At 32.6% G+C, this 16,014-nt stretch carries 11 protein-coding genes and 1 other annotated feature; all 11 genes read left to right on the forward strand.

Translation table 11 applies throughout. The annotated features are described in order from the left end of the window. Positions 1 to 2: 2 nt before the first annotated feature. The 11 genes from CAAU_RS05730 to CAAU_RS05780 all read left to right on the forward strand — a co-directional run bounded on the left by CAAU_RS05730 (position 3) and on the right by CAAU_RS05780 (position 16,005). Entirely contained in the window at positions 3 to 2,945 is a 2,943-nt protein-coding gene (locus CAAU_RS05730; RefSeq protein ID WP_008908477.1) for an alpha-mannosidase, read from the forward strand. A gap of 12 nt (positions 2,946 to 2,957) precedes the next feature. Further along, positions 2,958 to 5,591 carry an alpha-mannosidase gene (locus CAAU_RS05735; RefSeq protein WP_008908478.1) on the forward strand — a complete coding sequence of 878 codons (2,634 nt, stop codon included), beginning with the start codon at positions 2,958 to 2,960 and terminating at the stop codon, positions 5,589 to 5,591. 4 nt (positions 5,592 to 5,595) lie between these two features. After that, on the forward strand, positions 5,596 to 6,558 hold the full coding sequence (locus CAAU_RS05740) for an ROK family protein (RefSeq protein ID WP_008908479.1): 963 nt from the start codon (positions 5,596 to 5,598) through the stop codon (positions 6,556 to 6,558). Between the two features lie 65 nt (positions 6,559 to 6,623). Continuing rightward, positions 6,624 to 6,851: a binding site (T-box leader), on the forward strand. 40 nt (positions 6,852 to 6,891) lie between these two features. After that, complete coding sequence (locus CAAU_RS05745) at positions 6,892 to 8,232, forward strand: sodium-dependent transporter (RefSeq protein ID WP_008908480.1); 1,341 nt, start codon at positions 6,892 to 6,894, stop codon at positions 8,230 to 8,232. 215 nt (positions 8,233 to 8,447) lie between these two features. Further along, positions 8,448 to 10,247, forward strand: coding sequence for an ABC transporter substrate-binding protein (locus CAAU_RS05750; protein ID WP_008908481.1), 1,800 nt, complete (start codon positions 8,448 to 8,450; stop codon positions 10,245 to 10,247). A 21-nt stretch (positions 10,248 to 10,268) separates the two neighbouring features. After that, positions 10,269 to 11,255: an ABC transporter permease gene (locus CAAU_RS05755; RefSeq protein ID WP_008908482.1), complete on the forward strand. Its 987-nt coding sequence runs from the start codon at positions 10,269 to 10,271 to the stop codon at positions 11,253 to 11,255. Continuing rightward, positions 11,252 to 12,127 (forward strand): ABC transporter permease, encoded by an 876-nt coding sequence (locus CAAU_RS05760; RefSeq protein ID WP_008908483.1) that lies wholly within the window; start codon positions 11,252 to 11,254, stop codon positions 12,125 to 12,127. Before CAAU_RS05755 ends, CAAU_RS05760 begins: the two co-directional genes overlap by 4 nt. Continuing rightward, the gene (locus CAAU_RS05765) at positions 12,127 to 13,113 is read left to right on the forward strand and encodes an ABC transporter ATP-binding protein (RefSeq protein WP_040306091.1); all 987 of its coding nucleotides are present in this window, start codon (positions 12,127 to 12,129) and stop codon (positions 13,111 to 13,113) included. The genes CAAU_RS05760 and CAAU_RS05765 overlap by 1 nt, the downstream gene beginning before the upstream one ends. Continuing rightward, complete coding sequence (locus CAAU_RS05770) at positions 13,106 to 14,110, forward strand: ABC transporter ATP-binding protein (protein WP_008908485.1); 1,005 nt, start codon at positions 13,106 to 13,108, stop codon at positions 14,108 to 14,110. The genes CAAU_RS05765 and CAAU_RS05770 overlap by 8 nt, the downstream gene beginning before the upstream one ends. Positions 14,111 to 14,131: 21 nt before the next feature. Further along, complete coding sequence (locus tag CAAU_RS05775; protein WP_008908486.1) at positions 14,132 to 15,040, forward strand: beta-1,2-mannobiose phosphorylase; 909 nt, start codon at positions 14,132 to 14,134, stop codon at positions 15,038 to 15,040. Positions 15,041 to 15,054: 14 nt separating this feature from the next. Continuing rightward, positions 15,055 to 16,005 (forward strand): DUF1861 family protein, encoded by a 951-nt coding sequence (locus tag CAAU_RS05780; protein WP_008908487.1) that lies wholly within the window; start codon positions 15,055 to 15,057, stop codon positions 16,003 to 16,005. Positions 16,006 to 16,014 lie beyond the last annotated feature (9 nt).

The following is a 16,014-nucleotide window of genomic DNA, read 5'->3' on the forward strand; positions in this document are numbered from 1 at the left end:
CAATGAAAAAAGGGACAGTATCAATAATTTCACACACACATTGGGATAGAGAGTGGTATCTTAATAGCCCCTATACAAATGAGTGGCTTTTAAAGTTTTTTGATTCATTATTTGAGGTATTTGAAAAAAGATCGGATTTTAAGTTTGTGCTGGATGGCCAAACACTAATCTTAGAAGACTATTTGGATGAACTTAATAAAAAGGGATTAAATGTAGAGGATTATAAGAATAAATTAAAACATTACATTGAAAAGGGAAATTTGGTTATCGGACCATATTATATGCAAACGGATTGGAAGATAGTCGATGAAGAGTGTTTAGTTAGAAATATATTATATGGCCTTAAAATATCAAAAGAATTTGGCAGGCCTATGATGATAGGGTGGCTTTTAGATAATTTTGGGCAAGTAAGTCAGTGCCCTCAGATACACAAAAAATTTGGAATTGACTCTCTAGTTGTATGGAGAGGAGCTAAATTTGAAAATGATAATATAAAATCAGAATTTATATGGCAGTCACCGGATAAAAGTGAAGTTTTAGCTTCATATTTAATAGCAAGTTATAGAAATGGAATGAGATTAGGTGAATTTAAGGATATATTTAAAAAGAGGATTGAAAGTGAGTATGAAAAACTAAAGGATTTTACAATTTCAAATAATGTGCTCATTATGAACGGATATGATCAGGAAATATATCCTGATGATGTTTTAGAGCTTTTAGAAGATGTTCAATTCGAAAATATAGATGTTAAGCAAGTATTGCCTCAGGAATATTTTGAAAACATAAGACGATTTAAAGAAAAGATGATTAAAATAGATGAAATACTAGATTGTGGAAAACTAATTTCAGTATTTCCAGGTGTTGTATCAACTAGAAACTATCTAAAAATAAAGAATTATAATTGTGAAACAAAGCTTATAAGGCAGCTAGAGCCTTTAATTGGAATGGGATATATTTTAGGACAAAATATATACATAGATAGAGATAATATATGGAGGACTTTATTAAAGAATCATCCCCATGATAGCATTTGCGGAGTAAGTATAGATGATGTTCATAGGGATATGGAAGAAAGATATCAAGTGATTGAAAAAGTAACCTTAGATGGGATAGAAAGTTCTTTATCGAGGATAATTCCACTTATAGAAACTGACGGAGACAGTAAAAATCAAGTTGTGGTATTTAACCTTTATCCGGTAGAAAGAAAAGAAACGGTTATATTAGAGGATAACTATGAGGGGTTAATACCTGTCGATGAAGATGGTAAGGAGATAGTGTTTGAAAGGGTTAATGGGAAAATAATTTTATTTTTACAGGGTATAAAGCCTTTTGGATTTAAAAGGATATATTTTAATGAGAAGGAAATAGAAAGGAATAAGGAAGATGGAATAAAGATTTACGATGATGTAATCGAAAACAAGTTCCTCTTGATAAAAATAAACGAAAACGGAACATTTGATTTATACGACAAGGAAACAGGGAAAGAATATAAAAATCTTTGCTATTTTGAGGATGAAGCCGATGCAGGAGATGAGTATAACTTTAGCTATATAGTCAAAGATGAGAAAATCAATACATTAAATTTAAAAGCAAAGATAAAAATTGTTGAAAAAAGTTCTTTAAGAGCAGTTATAAGGATTGAATATGTCATTAGACTTCCAGAAAAATTAGAAGGCAATTTAAGATCCAATAATAAAATTGATTTACCAATAGTAAATTACATAACGGTGGAGGCTGATTCTAAAGTAATAAAATTTAAAACCTTCATAAAAAATACTGCAAAGGATCATAGGTTAAGGGTATTGTTCCCTTTAAATATTAAAACCAATTTTATTAATTCCTATACTCAGTATGACATATATAATGAAACAACTAATGTAGATGATGAATATTATAAAATCCCAGATAAAGTTAAAAGGATAGTAAAGGGTGCAAGGGAACCCTTTGAATCAAGGACAAAGCTAACAAAGGGATTAATAGACTTCAATGATAAAAGTAACGGTTTTGCAATATTAACTAAAGGGCTTTATGAATATGAAGTTATTAAGGGTAATATTATCGCTTTGACCTTATTTAGAGCAGTAGATAGAATAGCAAAGGAAAATTTATTAACAAGAGAAGGCGATGCGGGTCCTAATATTTTTACTCCTGAAGCAGAGTGCTTAAGGGATATGATTTTTGAATATGCTGTTATTCCTCATAATTGCAAAATTGATCTTATCAATTACTATGCTTTATATAATTCACCTTTAATTATTGTTGAAACGGATAAGCATAGAGGAACTGTAAAAGAGGATTTAGGATTGCTGGAAGTCATAGGTGAAAATATTAAAGTAACATCAATAAAACCATCAGAAGATGGACAGGGATTGATAATAAGGCTTGTAAATTTAGATGAATTTGATAAAGAAATCAACATAAAAACATTATTAAGTGCCAAAAAAGTCTTTAAGGTCACATTAAATGAAGATGAAATAGAAGATTTACAAATAAATGATGGAAGAATAACGATAAATATTAAATCTAAGGAGATTACAACAATAAAAATTATTTACGAATCCGCTGAAATGGATTTAGAAAAAGTAAACTTTAAAATATTGAATGAAGGTAATTTTTACGAGGATTTTTCAAATTACATTTCATCTCCTTTAGTCACCATAGATGATGTAGAAAAAGAAAAGGAAAGAGCTAAAAAGCTGTTTGATCTAATGATTTCTTCAAAAACAGATTTAGAAAGGGAGAGCTATAATAGGGCATATTTAGAAGCAGAAATATCTTATTTACTTGCAAAAAGAACGCTATTAGAGCTGGAAAAAGAAAAAAATAAAGATGAATATGAAAGTTTTTTAAAAGAACTTGAAGAAAAGCTAAGGGAAATTGGATATAAACTAAATTTGAGCAGAGTAAGGAAAAGAGCGCTTGAAATGGTAGAAGAATATTTATAAGGAAGTGGCAATATGGATAAGGTTCATGTTGTTTCTACAACCCATTGGGACAGGGAATGGTATAGGACTTTTAATGATTTTAGAATTAGATTGTGCGATATGATGGATGAATTGTTGGAGATTTTAAAAAAGGATAACTTTAAATCATTTTATTTTGATGGTCAAACGATCCCCCTTGAAGATTATATAGATATAAATCCAGAAAGGTATGACGAATTAAAGGATCTTGTTAAAAACAACAAATTAATTATTGGACCATTTTATGTTATCCCGGATGAGTTTTTACCATCCGGGGAATCTTTAATTAGAAATCTCCTTTTAGGACATGATTTAGCAATTAAATTTGGCAGAAAGTCATTTTCAGGGTATCTTCCAGATAATTTTGGCCATATCTCTCAGCTGCCACAAATATTAAGGGGATTTAATATAGATAATATTCTATTCTTTAGAGGACTTGATAATAAAAGATGCCCATATAGTGAATTTATATTTGAGTCTGAAGATGGATCAGCCATTTTAGGAATCCACTTGAAACTTGGGTACTGGAACTTAAAGAGCTTTGGGCTTTTGGGTAAATCCCCAAAGGAACATTTTTTGGAGGTATTAAATAAGCTAAAGCCTTCAAATAAAAGTGGAGTTTATTTATTTTTAAACGGATCAGATCATTTGTATCCTCAGGGGAACCTACCTGAATTATTAGAAAAGGTTAAAGAGGAAGTTAAAGATATAGAAATCCTTCAATCATCCGTTGATGATTATATCGAAGATGTAAAGAAAAATATTAAATTCGAAGCGCTTTTAAAAATTAAAGGAGAATTAAGGGATGCAAATTCATCCCAAGTAAATCCTTCCGTTTATTCAACAAGATATTTAATAAAGCAAATGAATAAAAATTGCGAAATACAATTAGAAAAATATTGTGAACCATTGAATGCTTTAGGATACATATTCGATATTAAATATCCTAAAAATCTAATAAAAAAGGCATGGAAGGAGCTTATTAAAAACAATGCCCATGACAGCATATGCGGTTGTTCCTCAGATGAAACTATGAAGGATGTTGAACATAGATATAAACACTCCTTTGAAATAAGTAGAAGATTAACGGAAATGGCGATGGGGAATATAGCTGATTTGATTGATATGAAAAACTTTGAAGATGAAGACATGGCATTAGTAGTGTTTAATCCTCTTAATTGGGGAAGAAGGGACGTAGTTGAAGCTTGTATTGAGTTCCCTATAGGAAAAGATGTAAAGGACATAACTATTTATGATGGTGAAGATGAAGTTGACTATGAAATAATAGATATTTTTGAAAGAGTAAAATTAAATGAATTTAAAAATAAATCAAAGGAAAAACAAAGAGTTATTTGCTTTAAAGTAAGATTTATAGCTGAAAATATTCCACCATTAGGGTATAAAACTTATAAAATAAAACCAAAAGTTTTGAGGGAAAAAAGAAGATATGTTCAAAAATCTATGCAATATATCTTCCAAAGATTCATAGAAAATGAATTTTATAAAATAGAAGTAAATTCAGATGGAACACTTAATATCTTTGATAAGAAAAATTGCAATTATTATGAAAGAATGCATCTATTTCAGGATAGGTCAGATGCAGGAAATGAATACGAATATTCGCCTGCCTACAGGGATGAAGTTGTTTTTCCAACATTAAAGAATTTTACTATAACAAAAAATAGCGAAATTTCTTCAACTATAAAGCTTGAATTTGAAATGGAAGTCCCAAACGGTGTTGATGGATTTGTAAAAAGAAATGATGAGAGGGTTACAAATAAAATAGTTTCCTATGTAACCCTCTATAAGGGGATTGACAGGATTGATTTTAAAACAAAAATTCAAAACAATGCAAAGGATCATATATTGACAGTTAATTTTAATTCAGATATAAATACAGAAAAGGAAAAAACCTATATTCCATTTGATATAATAGAAAGAAGCATAAAAATAAAAGAATGTGACTTAAATGAAAATGAAATAGAAACTCCCTTTAAGCCTACCCAGTTATTTGTAAGTGTTTCAGATGGTAGAAAGGCCTTTACATTGGCAACAAGGGGTATTTATGAATATCAAACTAAAAAAGAAGAAAAATTGGATGTAAGTTTAACCCTTTTAAGATCAGTAAGCTATATGTTTAGGGATGTTCTTCCGAATTCAAAAGATGGACAGCCTTGCACAACACCAGTAGTTTTTACAAAGGATGCACAATGCATAGGAGAAGGAATATTTGAATATTCAATTGTTCTACATAGTAATGATTGTATTAAGGATGATATATACAAAAGGGCCTTTGAATATGAAACACCCCTAATGGCTTATTATTCAAATAAAGTAACAAAAAGTGTTTTGCCTAATAAATTTTCCTTAGTTGAAGTTGAAGGAGAAGGTATTGTTTTATCAGCTTTTAAAAAGGCTGAATTTGATGAGGCTATAATTATTAGATTGTTTAATCTAACAAGTGTTGACCAATCTGCCAAAATAAAGTTGAACTTTAATTTTAATAGGATTTTGCGTTCTAATATGCTGGAGGAAGATAAAGATGAGCTAAGTTACATAAAAAATGATGTTACTATAAGCTTTAAGCCAAAGGAAATAGTGACAATGAAAATATATATTAATGGGTGATATTATGGATAAATTTCTATGTGGTATTGATCTTGGGGGAACGAAAATAAACACCGTAATTATTACTAATAAAGGTGAAATGGTTTCTTCATATACCCTGCCTACATTAGCCCATGAGGGACCTGAAAAAGTTATTCAAAGGATGAAGGAGACGGTTTATAAAGTATTAGAAGATGCAAAATTAGATGTTTCTGACTTGGAAGGCATAGGGGTGGCATCTCCGGGGCCATTGGATGCAAAAAAGGGAATCGTTTTAAATCCTCCAAACCTTCCGGGGTGGATTGATATAACTTTGGCAAAGATATTAGAGGATGAGTTTAAAATTCCTGTGAAGCTTCAAAACGATGCCAATTGTGCTGCTTTAGCTGAATATTACTTTGGTGCTGGTAATAGAACGAAAAATTTTGTTTATATCACTATTAGCACAGGAATAGGCGGGGGAGCAATAATAGATGGTAAATTATATGATGGTGCAAATTCTAACGCGGCAGAATTTGGGCATGCTAGTATAAACTTTGACGGCGAAAAGTGCCAATGTGGAAGTTATGGATGCTTTGAAATGTATGCATCGGGAACAGCCCTTGCAAATTTTGCAGCAAAGGAAATAGAAAAAGGAAGGGAAAGCGTTATAAAAGATATAGCAAAGGATGGGAAAATAACTGCAAAGGATGTATTTGAAGCATATAAAATGGGTGATAATTTAGCAAAGGAACTTATTGAAAGGGAAGCATTTTATCTGGGAGTTGGGATTGCAAATATAATTATGAACTACAATCCTGAGGTTATAGCATTAGGCGGAGGAGTAGCCAATGGTTTTGATATATTGTATCCTATTATGATCAAAACAGTAGAGGAAAGATGCTATAAAGCAAGTTTTGAAGGCTGTAAAATCGTAAAGGCGAAGCTTGGGCAAAATTCCGGTGCAATTGGTGCAGCAGTACTAAATATTGTTTTTTCAAAAAATTAAAAAAATTTTAGTTGACATAAGTAGAAAATGTTATTATTATTAAATTTAATAAATAAAAATAAAAGCCAAAATCGATGCGTGAAAGAAGTAGGCATAATAGGTAGTTACAGCGAGTCGGGGACGGTGGAAGCCCGATACGATCCATTATGTTGAATGGGTTCACAAGATGCAGGGTGAATTTAAGTAGCCCGGGCCGGATTTCCCACGTTACAGGGATAGGATGTGTTGGCATCCGAAAAAGATGAGCATTTTGCTCAATTTAGGTGGCACCGCGAAGGCACTTCGCCCTAAAAAGGGTTAAGTGCCTTTAATTTTTTTAAAGGGGGCTGTATTATGAAAAGGGAAAAATTTTCATCAAGTTTAGCAGTTTTTTTGGCTACATTAGGTTCTGCTATAGGCTTAGGAAACATCTGGAGATTTCCCTATGTTACTGGAATGAATGGAGGAGGCGCGTTTTTATTCGTTTACTTGTTTTGCGTTTTGCTTGTTGGAATACCTGTTATGATAAGCGAATTTTTTATAGGAAGAAAAACGCGATCAAACCCTGTTATAGCCTTTGAAAAACTTGGGGGTAGAAAATGGAGTATAGTAGGTTATATGGGCATTATAGCCTCCCTATTAATCATGTTTTTTTATAGCGCTGTGGCGGGATGGGTTTATTCATATACCTTTAAAAGTTTGATGGGGAAATTTAATGGGGCTACATTGGAATCCTCAAAGGATATTTTTATAAATACAATAACAAACCCTAAGGGTGTTATTTTATGGCAATTAACTGCCCTTTTAGTAGTTGCAATAATACTTACTATGGGCGTTAAAGGAGGAATAGAAAGGGCTACAAAAATATTGATGCCAGTCTTATTTGTCCTAATTTTAATTTGTGATATAAGGGCTCTAACGTTAGAAAATTCTCTTGAAGGGATAAAATTTTTGTTTGCTGTGGATTTTTCAAAACTCAAGTCAAGCAGCATCTTAACTGCCTTAGGGCTTTCCTTTTTTAAACTATCATTGGGTGTTGGGGCCATGATTACCTATGCAAGCTACTTTACTGATGATGATAATTTAATGTCGACATCCTTAAAAGTTGCTCTGTCAGACACATTAATATCCCTTCTTGCTGGCATTGCAATATTTCCAACGGTTTTTGCCTTCAAGATGGAACCTTCCTATGGTCCGGGACTTTTGTTTATAACAATACCACTGATATTTTCAAAATTACCTTTTGGAAACGTACTTTTATTTATGTTTTTCCTATTAACCTCAATAGCAGCAACTACGGCGATGCTATCTTTAGTTGAAGTTCCAGTTGCCTATCTTATGGAGGTTAAGAAAATAGGTAGAATAAAAAGCGTGTTGATGGTTACATGCATCATTGCATTATTTGGAAGCTTAGCAGCCCTTTCAGTTGAAGGAAATGTTTTATCCAATGTAAAGCTTTTAGGAAAGTCTGTTTTTGACATATTTGACTATCTATCATCTAATATCCTCTTGCCACTAGGAGGAATATTGATTTCTGCTTTTGTAGGGTATTTTGTTAGGAGAGAAGAGGTTATTATTGAAATTACAAATAAAATGAGGATTAAAAATGTAAATCCATTAAAGATCTATTTATTAGTTTTAAAATATGCTACTCCAATTTTGATTGGGATAATCTTTATAAATAGCATTTTCTAAAAACAGGCTTTGCCTGTTTTTTTAAATTCAAGTTAAATATCAAAAAATTCAAGTTAAATTAAATTGAAAAACAATTTACAGAGTAATATAATTATTTTGAAAATTTTAGCAATAAATATATATTGAGATTAATTATAGGAGGTGCGTGAATAGAAAAATATTTGATCAACTTTAAAAAAATTAAATTAATATTTTATTTTAAGGGGGGAAAATTCATGAAAAAAACATTAATTAAAATTTTTGTGCTTTTCATGTCACTTACATTGATTTTTTCAAGCTTTAACTTCTCCTTTGCAGCTACAAAAAAGACTAGCGATCTTAAACTTGCATCAGACTGGCCATATCCATTCCACGGAAATCCATTTGGGCCAGGGGCTGTTGGCGGTGCTTGGTGGTTTGTATACGAACCATTTGCTTATTATATTCCGCAAACAGGTCAGTATATTCCAAGGCTTGCTGAAAAGTGGACAATTAATGGAAGCAAATTAACGGTATATCTTAGGAAAAATGCAAAATGGTCGGATGGGAGAGCATTTACAGCCCAGGATGTTGTTAATACAGTAGCCTTTATTCAAGCTATGTGGCAGTGGCCATATGAAATTCAAACTGTAAGAGCTATAAATCCAAATACAGTAGAGTTTACTTTGTGGAAGGATGCACCAACTTCATTTATGCATACAATACTTACTGACGGTGCTATGGGTTCATTAGTTCCATATCACGTATATTCAAAATGGTATGGACAAGCAAGGCAAGTTGCTGAACTTGGTAAGAAAATATTCTATGATACACAGTCAGGAAAAACAGTTTCTGACGAAACAAAGAAGCAATATGAAAAGTTAAGCTCAGCATTAAGAGATCAAGTAAATAAATTCTCACCATACAAAACATTAAAGAGAATGCCCGTTGTTGGTGCATATGAACCAACTAAAATAATCCAATCTGAAATGGTTTTAAGCAAAAATAAGTATCATTGGCTTGCTAATAAAAATACTACAGAAAGGGTAGTATTTAGAAGATGGTCTTCTAACGAATTTGTATGGGCGTCATTAGTATCAGGAGAGCTTGATGCAGCACATCCTAATATGCCAAAGGATGTTGTAGAGCAGTTGAAGTTTATAAATCCTAATCTAAATGTTAAAACAGTTTCAGACCTTTCAGAAATTGCATTAATTTTTAACTTTAATAATAAGTTGTTCAAAGATTTAAATTTAAGAAAGGCAATAGCATATGTTATAGACAAGAATAAAGTTAAAGACGTTTCTGTATGGCAAGCTAATCCAGCAGGACAGTATTATACTGGAGTTTTAAGCAGCATGCAAAGCAAATGGGTAAATAGCGCTACACTAAGTAAAATGACTAAATATACAACAAGTGCTGCTTCTGCTGAAAATATATTAAAGAAGGCTGGATATACGAAGAAGGATAATCAGTGGTATACACCTTCAAATGAGCCTGTTGAGTTTGTTCTTTCAGTATATGGACCTCATAACGACTGGGTTTTAGCAGCGAGGGAAGTTGTTCAACAGCTTAATAAGTTTGGATTTAAGGTTGAAATGAAGCTAATACCTGATGGAATGAGAGATCAGGTAATGAGAAGTGGAGAGTATGAGTGTGCTATAGAATTTGGTTCTGCATGGTGGGGTTATCCACATCCAATGACCGGATATGCAAGACTTTATCAGTGGGATATTGCAAATATTACAGCATTCCCATCAAAGGAAAAATTCAATACTCCGTGGGGAGAATATTCACCATTTGATCTCGTGGAAGAATTAAGGGTAAATATAAACAACAGCAAGAAAGCAACAGAAATAATTCAAAAATTAGCTTATATTACAAATGAATACTTACCAGTTGTTCCACTATTTGAAAAGGTTCTTCCAATATATTATTCAAGTGCAAGATTAACAGGATGGCCATCAGCACAAGATGGAAGATGGTCATTAGCTCCTGGAGGAATAGAAAGATTATATAATCTTCTAATTACTGAGGGAGTATTAAAAGCAAAATAATTGAACTTGGAGGAGGTAGACTTGAAGTTTATATTAAATAGATTAATTTATTTGTTATTTGTATTGTTTATAGCCATAAGCGGGATATTTTTCCTTATCAATAAGATGCCAGGCGATCCCGCTTATGGCCTGGCTGTTTCTATATCACAACAAAGGAATATGGATATAAATAAGGCGCTGGAGATTGCTCATCAAATGATGGGAATAGATACCGGCGAGCCTTTATTTATTAGATATGTAAAGTTTTTGAATCAATTTATAAGAGGAAACATTGGTTATTCAACATATTATCAAACAACCGTTAATGAAATAGTTGCAAAATCCCTTCCTTGGACTCTACTTGTTGTTTTTATATCTATATTGATAAGTTTTATAATAGGTGTTTATCTAGGTGCTTTTTCAGCACAAAAAAGAGGACGAGCAGTTGATATTTCAATTTCATTTGTATCCAGCATAATTCAAGCTATTCCACCTTTTGTTTTAGCTGTTTTGATTTTATTTGTAGGTGCTATTAAACTAAGGATTATACCTTTAGGTGGAGCATATCCAGTAGATATGGAACCTTCTCTTTCAATGGATTTTATAATTAGCGTTATAAAACATGCTATAGGCCCAATAGTAGCTATATCAATACCTCAAATTGCTGTTTGGACCCTTGCCATGAGGGGAAACACACCACAAATAATGGAGGAAGATTATATTAGATTTGCGATGATAAGGGGAGTTAAAGATTCAACTATTGCAAGAAAATATATAAGAAATAATGCAATTTTACCTTTAGTGGCGAGCCTTGCAATTGCCTTTGGCTATATGCTGGGTGGAAACACTTTAGTTGAATCGATATTTAATTATCCTGGAATAGGTTTTTATTTTGGAAAGGCTATAGCTCTTAGGGATTATGGGCTATTAACAGGCTTGTTCTCTTTAATTGTAGTAGGGGTTATTATAGCAACCTTTTTAGCTGAGATAATATATTCATTAATTGATCCAAGGGTGAAGGTAAAATGAGTGAATTGAGGATTAATTTAACAAAGGGTATAAGCTTATTTAAATATAATAAAAAAGCTTTTATAGGATTTATAATAATTTTATTTTACGTCCTTATGGCCATTTTTGGCCGATATATAGTTCCATTATCATTAGAATCAAACTTTTCAGAAAGGTATTTAGCACCATCTTTAAAACATCCCTTTGGGACGGATTATTTTGGGATAGATATTTTTGCCCAGATTGTAAATGGTGCTAGAACTGTTATAGGTTTAAGTATGACATCAAGTTTTTTTGCAGTATTAATTGGAACCATTTTAGGGATATTAAGGGGGTATTTGACTGGCAAGATAGGACAACTTGTCGATGCTATAATTTCAATATTTTTAGTAATACCATCCTTTCCAGCATTATTGATAATGGCAGCGATATTTGCCGATTCAAACCTTAATATGGTGCAGATTTCATTAATTGTAGCCCTTTGGCTTTGGGCACCCCTTGCGAAACAGGTTTCTGCCCAGGTTATGTCGATAAAAAGTAAAGAATTTATCGAAGCTTCCAAAATGCTCAATATGCCTCTTTATTATATAGTATTTAAAGATATTTTCCCCCTTGTTGCGCCATATATCCTTGTAAATTTTGCGATGCAACTAAAAGGGGCTATGGAATTTACAATTGGCCTTATGTTTTTAGGGCTTGCAAAATTTGATTCTACCCATTGGGGGATAATGCTAAATTATGCCCTTTATCAAGCGGGGGCCTTATATACTCCTAGGGCATTTCACTATCCGTTTTTCATAATATTGAATATAATTCTTCTTATCTATGGAGGAATTATATTTGCACAAGGCTTAGAAGAAACATTTAATCCTAAACTTCGGGGGCATGAATGATGAAGGCATTGTTAAAGGTTGAAAATTTAAGCGCACATTACATTGTTAAGGAAGGGACGATTAAGGCAGCTAATAATATAAACCTAGAAATTGCTGAAAACAGCGTTACTGCTGTAGTTGGAGAAAGCGCATCAGGTAAAAGCACGCTTATAGAGGCAATTACCATGAGTCTACCTCCAAATGGGAGGATAAGCAGTGGCAAAGTGTTCTATAAGGATAATGATATATTAAAAAGCGATTATGAACATTTAAGAAAAATAAGGTGGACAGAAATTGCTTATGTACCACAGGCGGCACAGCAATCCTTAAATCCAACAATGAAGGTAATAGATCATTTTGTTGATACAGTAAAGTCTCATAATATTAAATGGTCAAATCATGAGATAAGGGAAAGGGCATCTGAACTTTTAAAGCTTGTAAGATTAGAACCGGGAACAGTCCTTGATAGCTTTCCGAATCAGCTCTCTGGTGGAATGAAACAAAGGGTTTTAATAGCCTTAGCTCTTTTATTCGATCCTAAAATATTGATTTTGGATGAGCCAACTTCAGCACTAGATGTAATTACCCAGGCACATATTGTTAAACTTTTAAAGGAGATAAAGAAAAATAGAGATATAACTATAATTTTTATTACACATGATATTGCAATAGCTGCAGAACTTGCAGATTACATAGTAGTTATTTATGGTGGACATGTTATTGAAAAGGCCGATACAATTAAAATTTTCAAGGAGCCTAAACATCCATATACAAAGGGATTAATCAATTCAATAATGTCCATCCTATCAAAGGATGATGAACCAAAGGGGATAAAAGGAGATCCTCCAAGCCTATTAAATCCTCCTCCTGGATGTAAATTTCATCCAAGATGCCAATTTGCAAGTGAAATATGCAAAAAAGAAGTTCCTGATTTAATAAAATTAGATGATAGTTCTAAGGTTGCATGTTTTCTATATAAAAGTGCAGGAGGAGATGTAGATGAATAGTTCTGTATTAGAATTAAAAAATGTATCAAAGATTTATTCAATTGGATTATTTAATAAAGTAAAAAAATTAGCATTAGATGATGTAAGCTTAAATATAAAAAAAGGTGAAAAGATAGCCATAATTGGGGAAAGCGGTATGGGTAAAAGCACCCTAGCTAAAATAATGTGCGATTTAGAAACACCTTCAAAAGGTGAAGTTTATTGGTTTGGAGAAAATTTAAGCAAGTTGAATTCTAAGGAATACAAAAAAATGAGGATCAAGGTTCAATATGTTCACCAAGATCCTTATGCTTCTTTACATCCCAGTAAAGATATTTTTAGCATATTAAAGGACCCAATCCTGTTTAATAGGATATGTGAAAGACACGAAGTAAAGGAAAAGGTAGAAGAGCTACTTGAATTGGTTGGGTTGACGCCAACAAATTATTTTTTGAATAAATACCCCCATCATTTATCAGGTGGAGGAAGACAGAGACTCGCAATTGCAAGGGCTCTTTCAGTTAATCCTGAAATATTAGTAGCAGATGAGCCCATAAGCATGATAGATATGTCCCTTAGGGCATCTATAATTAAGCTACTAAAGGATATCAATTCAAAATTAAATATATCCATTATATTAATCCTTCATGATATAGGAGCTGCAAAATATTTTGCTGAAGGCGATGGAAAATTGATAGTAATATATGGTGGTAAAATAGTTGAATTTGGAAGCTGTGATGAAATAATAAATAATCCAAAGCATCCTTATACCAGAGTATTGATTTCATCAACAGCAGTTCCAGATCCGGAGCTATCAAAACGAAAAATAGTTGAGGAATTGAAATCCTACGAACCACCAAAAAGGACGCCCGAATCCCAAGAATGTCCTTTCATTCATGCATGTAATTATTCAAAGGATATTTGTTTAAAAGGGCCGGGTTTAGAAAAAGTAAATGATTTACATTTTGTAAGTTGCCATAGATATAAAGAACTGCCTAACTGGAAATTATTCAACTAAAAAGCGTTGGGAGGATAATTGATGTTCAAGCTAGAGAGATTGACTTTAGAACCTGTATTAACACCTGATTTTACTAATGAATGGGAAAAGGCTGCGGTATTTAATGCTGCTGTTATTTATGAAGATGGAAAGTTTCACATGTTTTATAGGGCATCAAATAATAAATTCGTTCTAAATACAGATAGACCATATGAAGAAAATAAATTTGTATCCTCTATAGGATATGCAGTAAGCGATGATGGAATAAACTTTAAAAGATTTAATGAACCAATTTTTGTTGGGACAACAGAGCAGGAGGCGTGGGGAGTAGAGGATCCAAGGATAACTAAAATAGATGATACATATTATATGCTATATACCGGATTTGGCGGAGTGACATGGGACAATTTTCGAATTTGCATGGCATGGTCAAAGGATATGAAAAATTGGGAGGGGCATAGGGTAGTCTTAGATGAACCTAACAAGGATGCAGCACTACTTCCGGATAAAATTGAGGATAAATATGTTCTTTTTCATAGAAGACATCCAAATATTTGGATTGCATATTCAGATGATTTAATAAATTGGGAAGGGCATAAGGTAGTTATGGAATCTATAAAAGGAACATGGGAATCAAAAAAGATAGGTATTGCAGGGCCCCCAATAAAGAGGGAGGATGGGTATCTTTTATTTTATCATGCAGTTGATGATTACAATGTATATAGGCTTGGTGCAGCTTTACTTGATTTAAAGGATCCATCTAAAGTTATAAAAAGATTACCTTATCCTATATTAGAACCTGAGCTTGATTGGGAGAAAAAGGGACTTGTTCCCAATGTTGTATTTAGCTGTGGAGCAGTAGAAGCAAATGGCAAATACTATGTTTATTATGGTGCTGCAGATACTGTAATTGGAGTTGCTGCAATAGAAAAGGATAAAGTTTGTTTTTGACGGGAGGAATATTTATGCTAAAAGTGCATTTCAATGATAAAAGGTGTAAAGAACTTTTAGAAGAATATTTGAATAATAGTCAGGAAAAAGTTAGTAAAAAAATAGTTTTTGAGGGAGTAGAGGGCTTTGATGTTTATAACATAACAGCACCATTTAATATGCTTGGGAAAAAAGTAATAGCAGGAAGAGTGGAAAAAAGAGATAGTGAACATTCAAAGGTTATGTTTTTTGAGGAAAAAAATGATAAATATGTGCTGATGAAGGATGCTCCAGTATTAGAACTTCAAGATCCTTTTTTTACATTTATAAAGGATGAAATAATATTAGGTGGAGTTGAGATATATCCTCATAAAGAAATAAAAGGTGCATTGGGATATAGAACAGTATTTTTTAGAGGAAAGGATATATATTCGTTAAAAAGATTTACTAAAGGTCCTGAAATGATGAAGGATATAAGAATATTAGATTTAAGAAATGGGAAAATTGCTGTCTTTACAAGACCTCAAGGTCAAATTGGAGGTAGAGGCAAAATAGGTTTTACATTAATTAATTCATTAGATGAGTTAAATGAAGATGTTATTGTTAGTGCACCTTTAATTGAAGGACAGTTCGATGAGGAAGAATGGGGAGGTGCAAATGAATTACATTTTTTGAAAAATGGACTTATAGGAGTTTTAGGCCACGTTGCATGCTTTGACGGTGAAATGAATAGGCATTACTATTCTATGGTATTTGCCTTTAACCCAACAAATTTTGAAAGAACACCAATAAAAATAATTGCTGTTAGGGATGATTTTCAGGAGGGTGAGAGCAAACGTGCTGATCTTAAGGATGTAATATTCAGCGGAGGATTAATAAGAATTGGAAACGGAAGGGCAATTCTTTATGCAGGAGTTAGTGATGCAGAAGCCCACCAAATAGAAATACAGGATCCATTTTTAGAATATGAGAATTTAAAAGTTTAAAAGAGGTGG

This window comes from Caloramator australicus RC3, from assembly GCF_000297115.1.
Lineage (GTDB): Bacteria > Bacillota > Clostridia > Clostridiales > Caloramatoraceae > Caloramator > Caloramator australicus.

Bases quoted from the DNA above. Each gene is read 5' to 3' on its own strand.
- CAAU_RS05730 (WP_008908477.1), top strand. From the start codon at position 3: ATGAAAAAAGGGACAGTATCAATAATTTCACACACACATTGGGATAGA.
- CAAU_RS05735 (WP_008908478.1), top strand. From the start codon at position 2,958: ATGGATAAGGTTCATGTTGTTTCTACAACCCATTGGGACAGGGAATGG.
- CAAU_RS05740 (WP_008908479.1), top strand. From the start codon at position 5,596: ATGGATAAATTTCTATGTGGTATTGATCTTGGGGGAACGAAAATAAAC.
- CAAU_RS05745 (WP_008908480.1), top strand. From the start codon at position 6,892: ATGAAAAGGGAAAAATTTTCATCAAGTTTAGCAGTTTTTTTGGCTACA.
- CAAU_RS05750 (WP_008908481.1), top strand. From the start codon at position 8,448: ATGAAAAAAACATTAATTAAAATTTTTGTGCTTTTCATGTCACTTACA.
- CAAU_RS05760 (WP_008908483.1), top strand. From the start codon at position 11,252: ATGAGTGAATTGAGGATTAATTTAACAAAGGGTATAAGCTTATTTAAA.
- CAAU_RS05765 (WP_040306091.1), top strand. From the start codon at position 12,127: ATGAAGGCATTGTTAAAGGTTGAAAATTTAAGCGCACATTACATTGTT.
- CAAU_RS05770 (WP_008908485.1), top strand. From the start codon at position 13,106: ATGAATAGTTCTGTATTAGAATTAAAAAATGTATCAAAGATTTATTCA.
- CAAU_RS05775 (WP_008908486.1), top strand. From the start codon at position 14,132: ATGTTCAAGCTAGAGAGATTGACTTTAGAACCTGTATTAACACCTGAT.
- CAAU_RS05780 (WP_008908487.1), top strand. From the start codon at position 15,055: ATGCTAAAAGTGCATTTCAATGATAAAAGGTGTAAAGAACTTTTAGAA.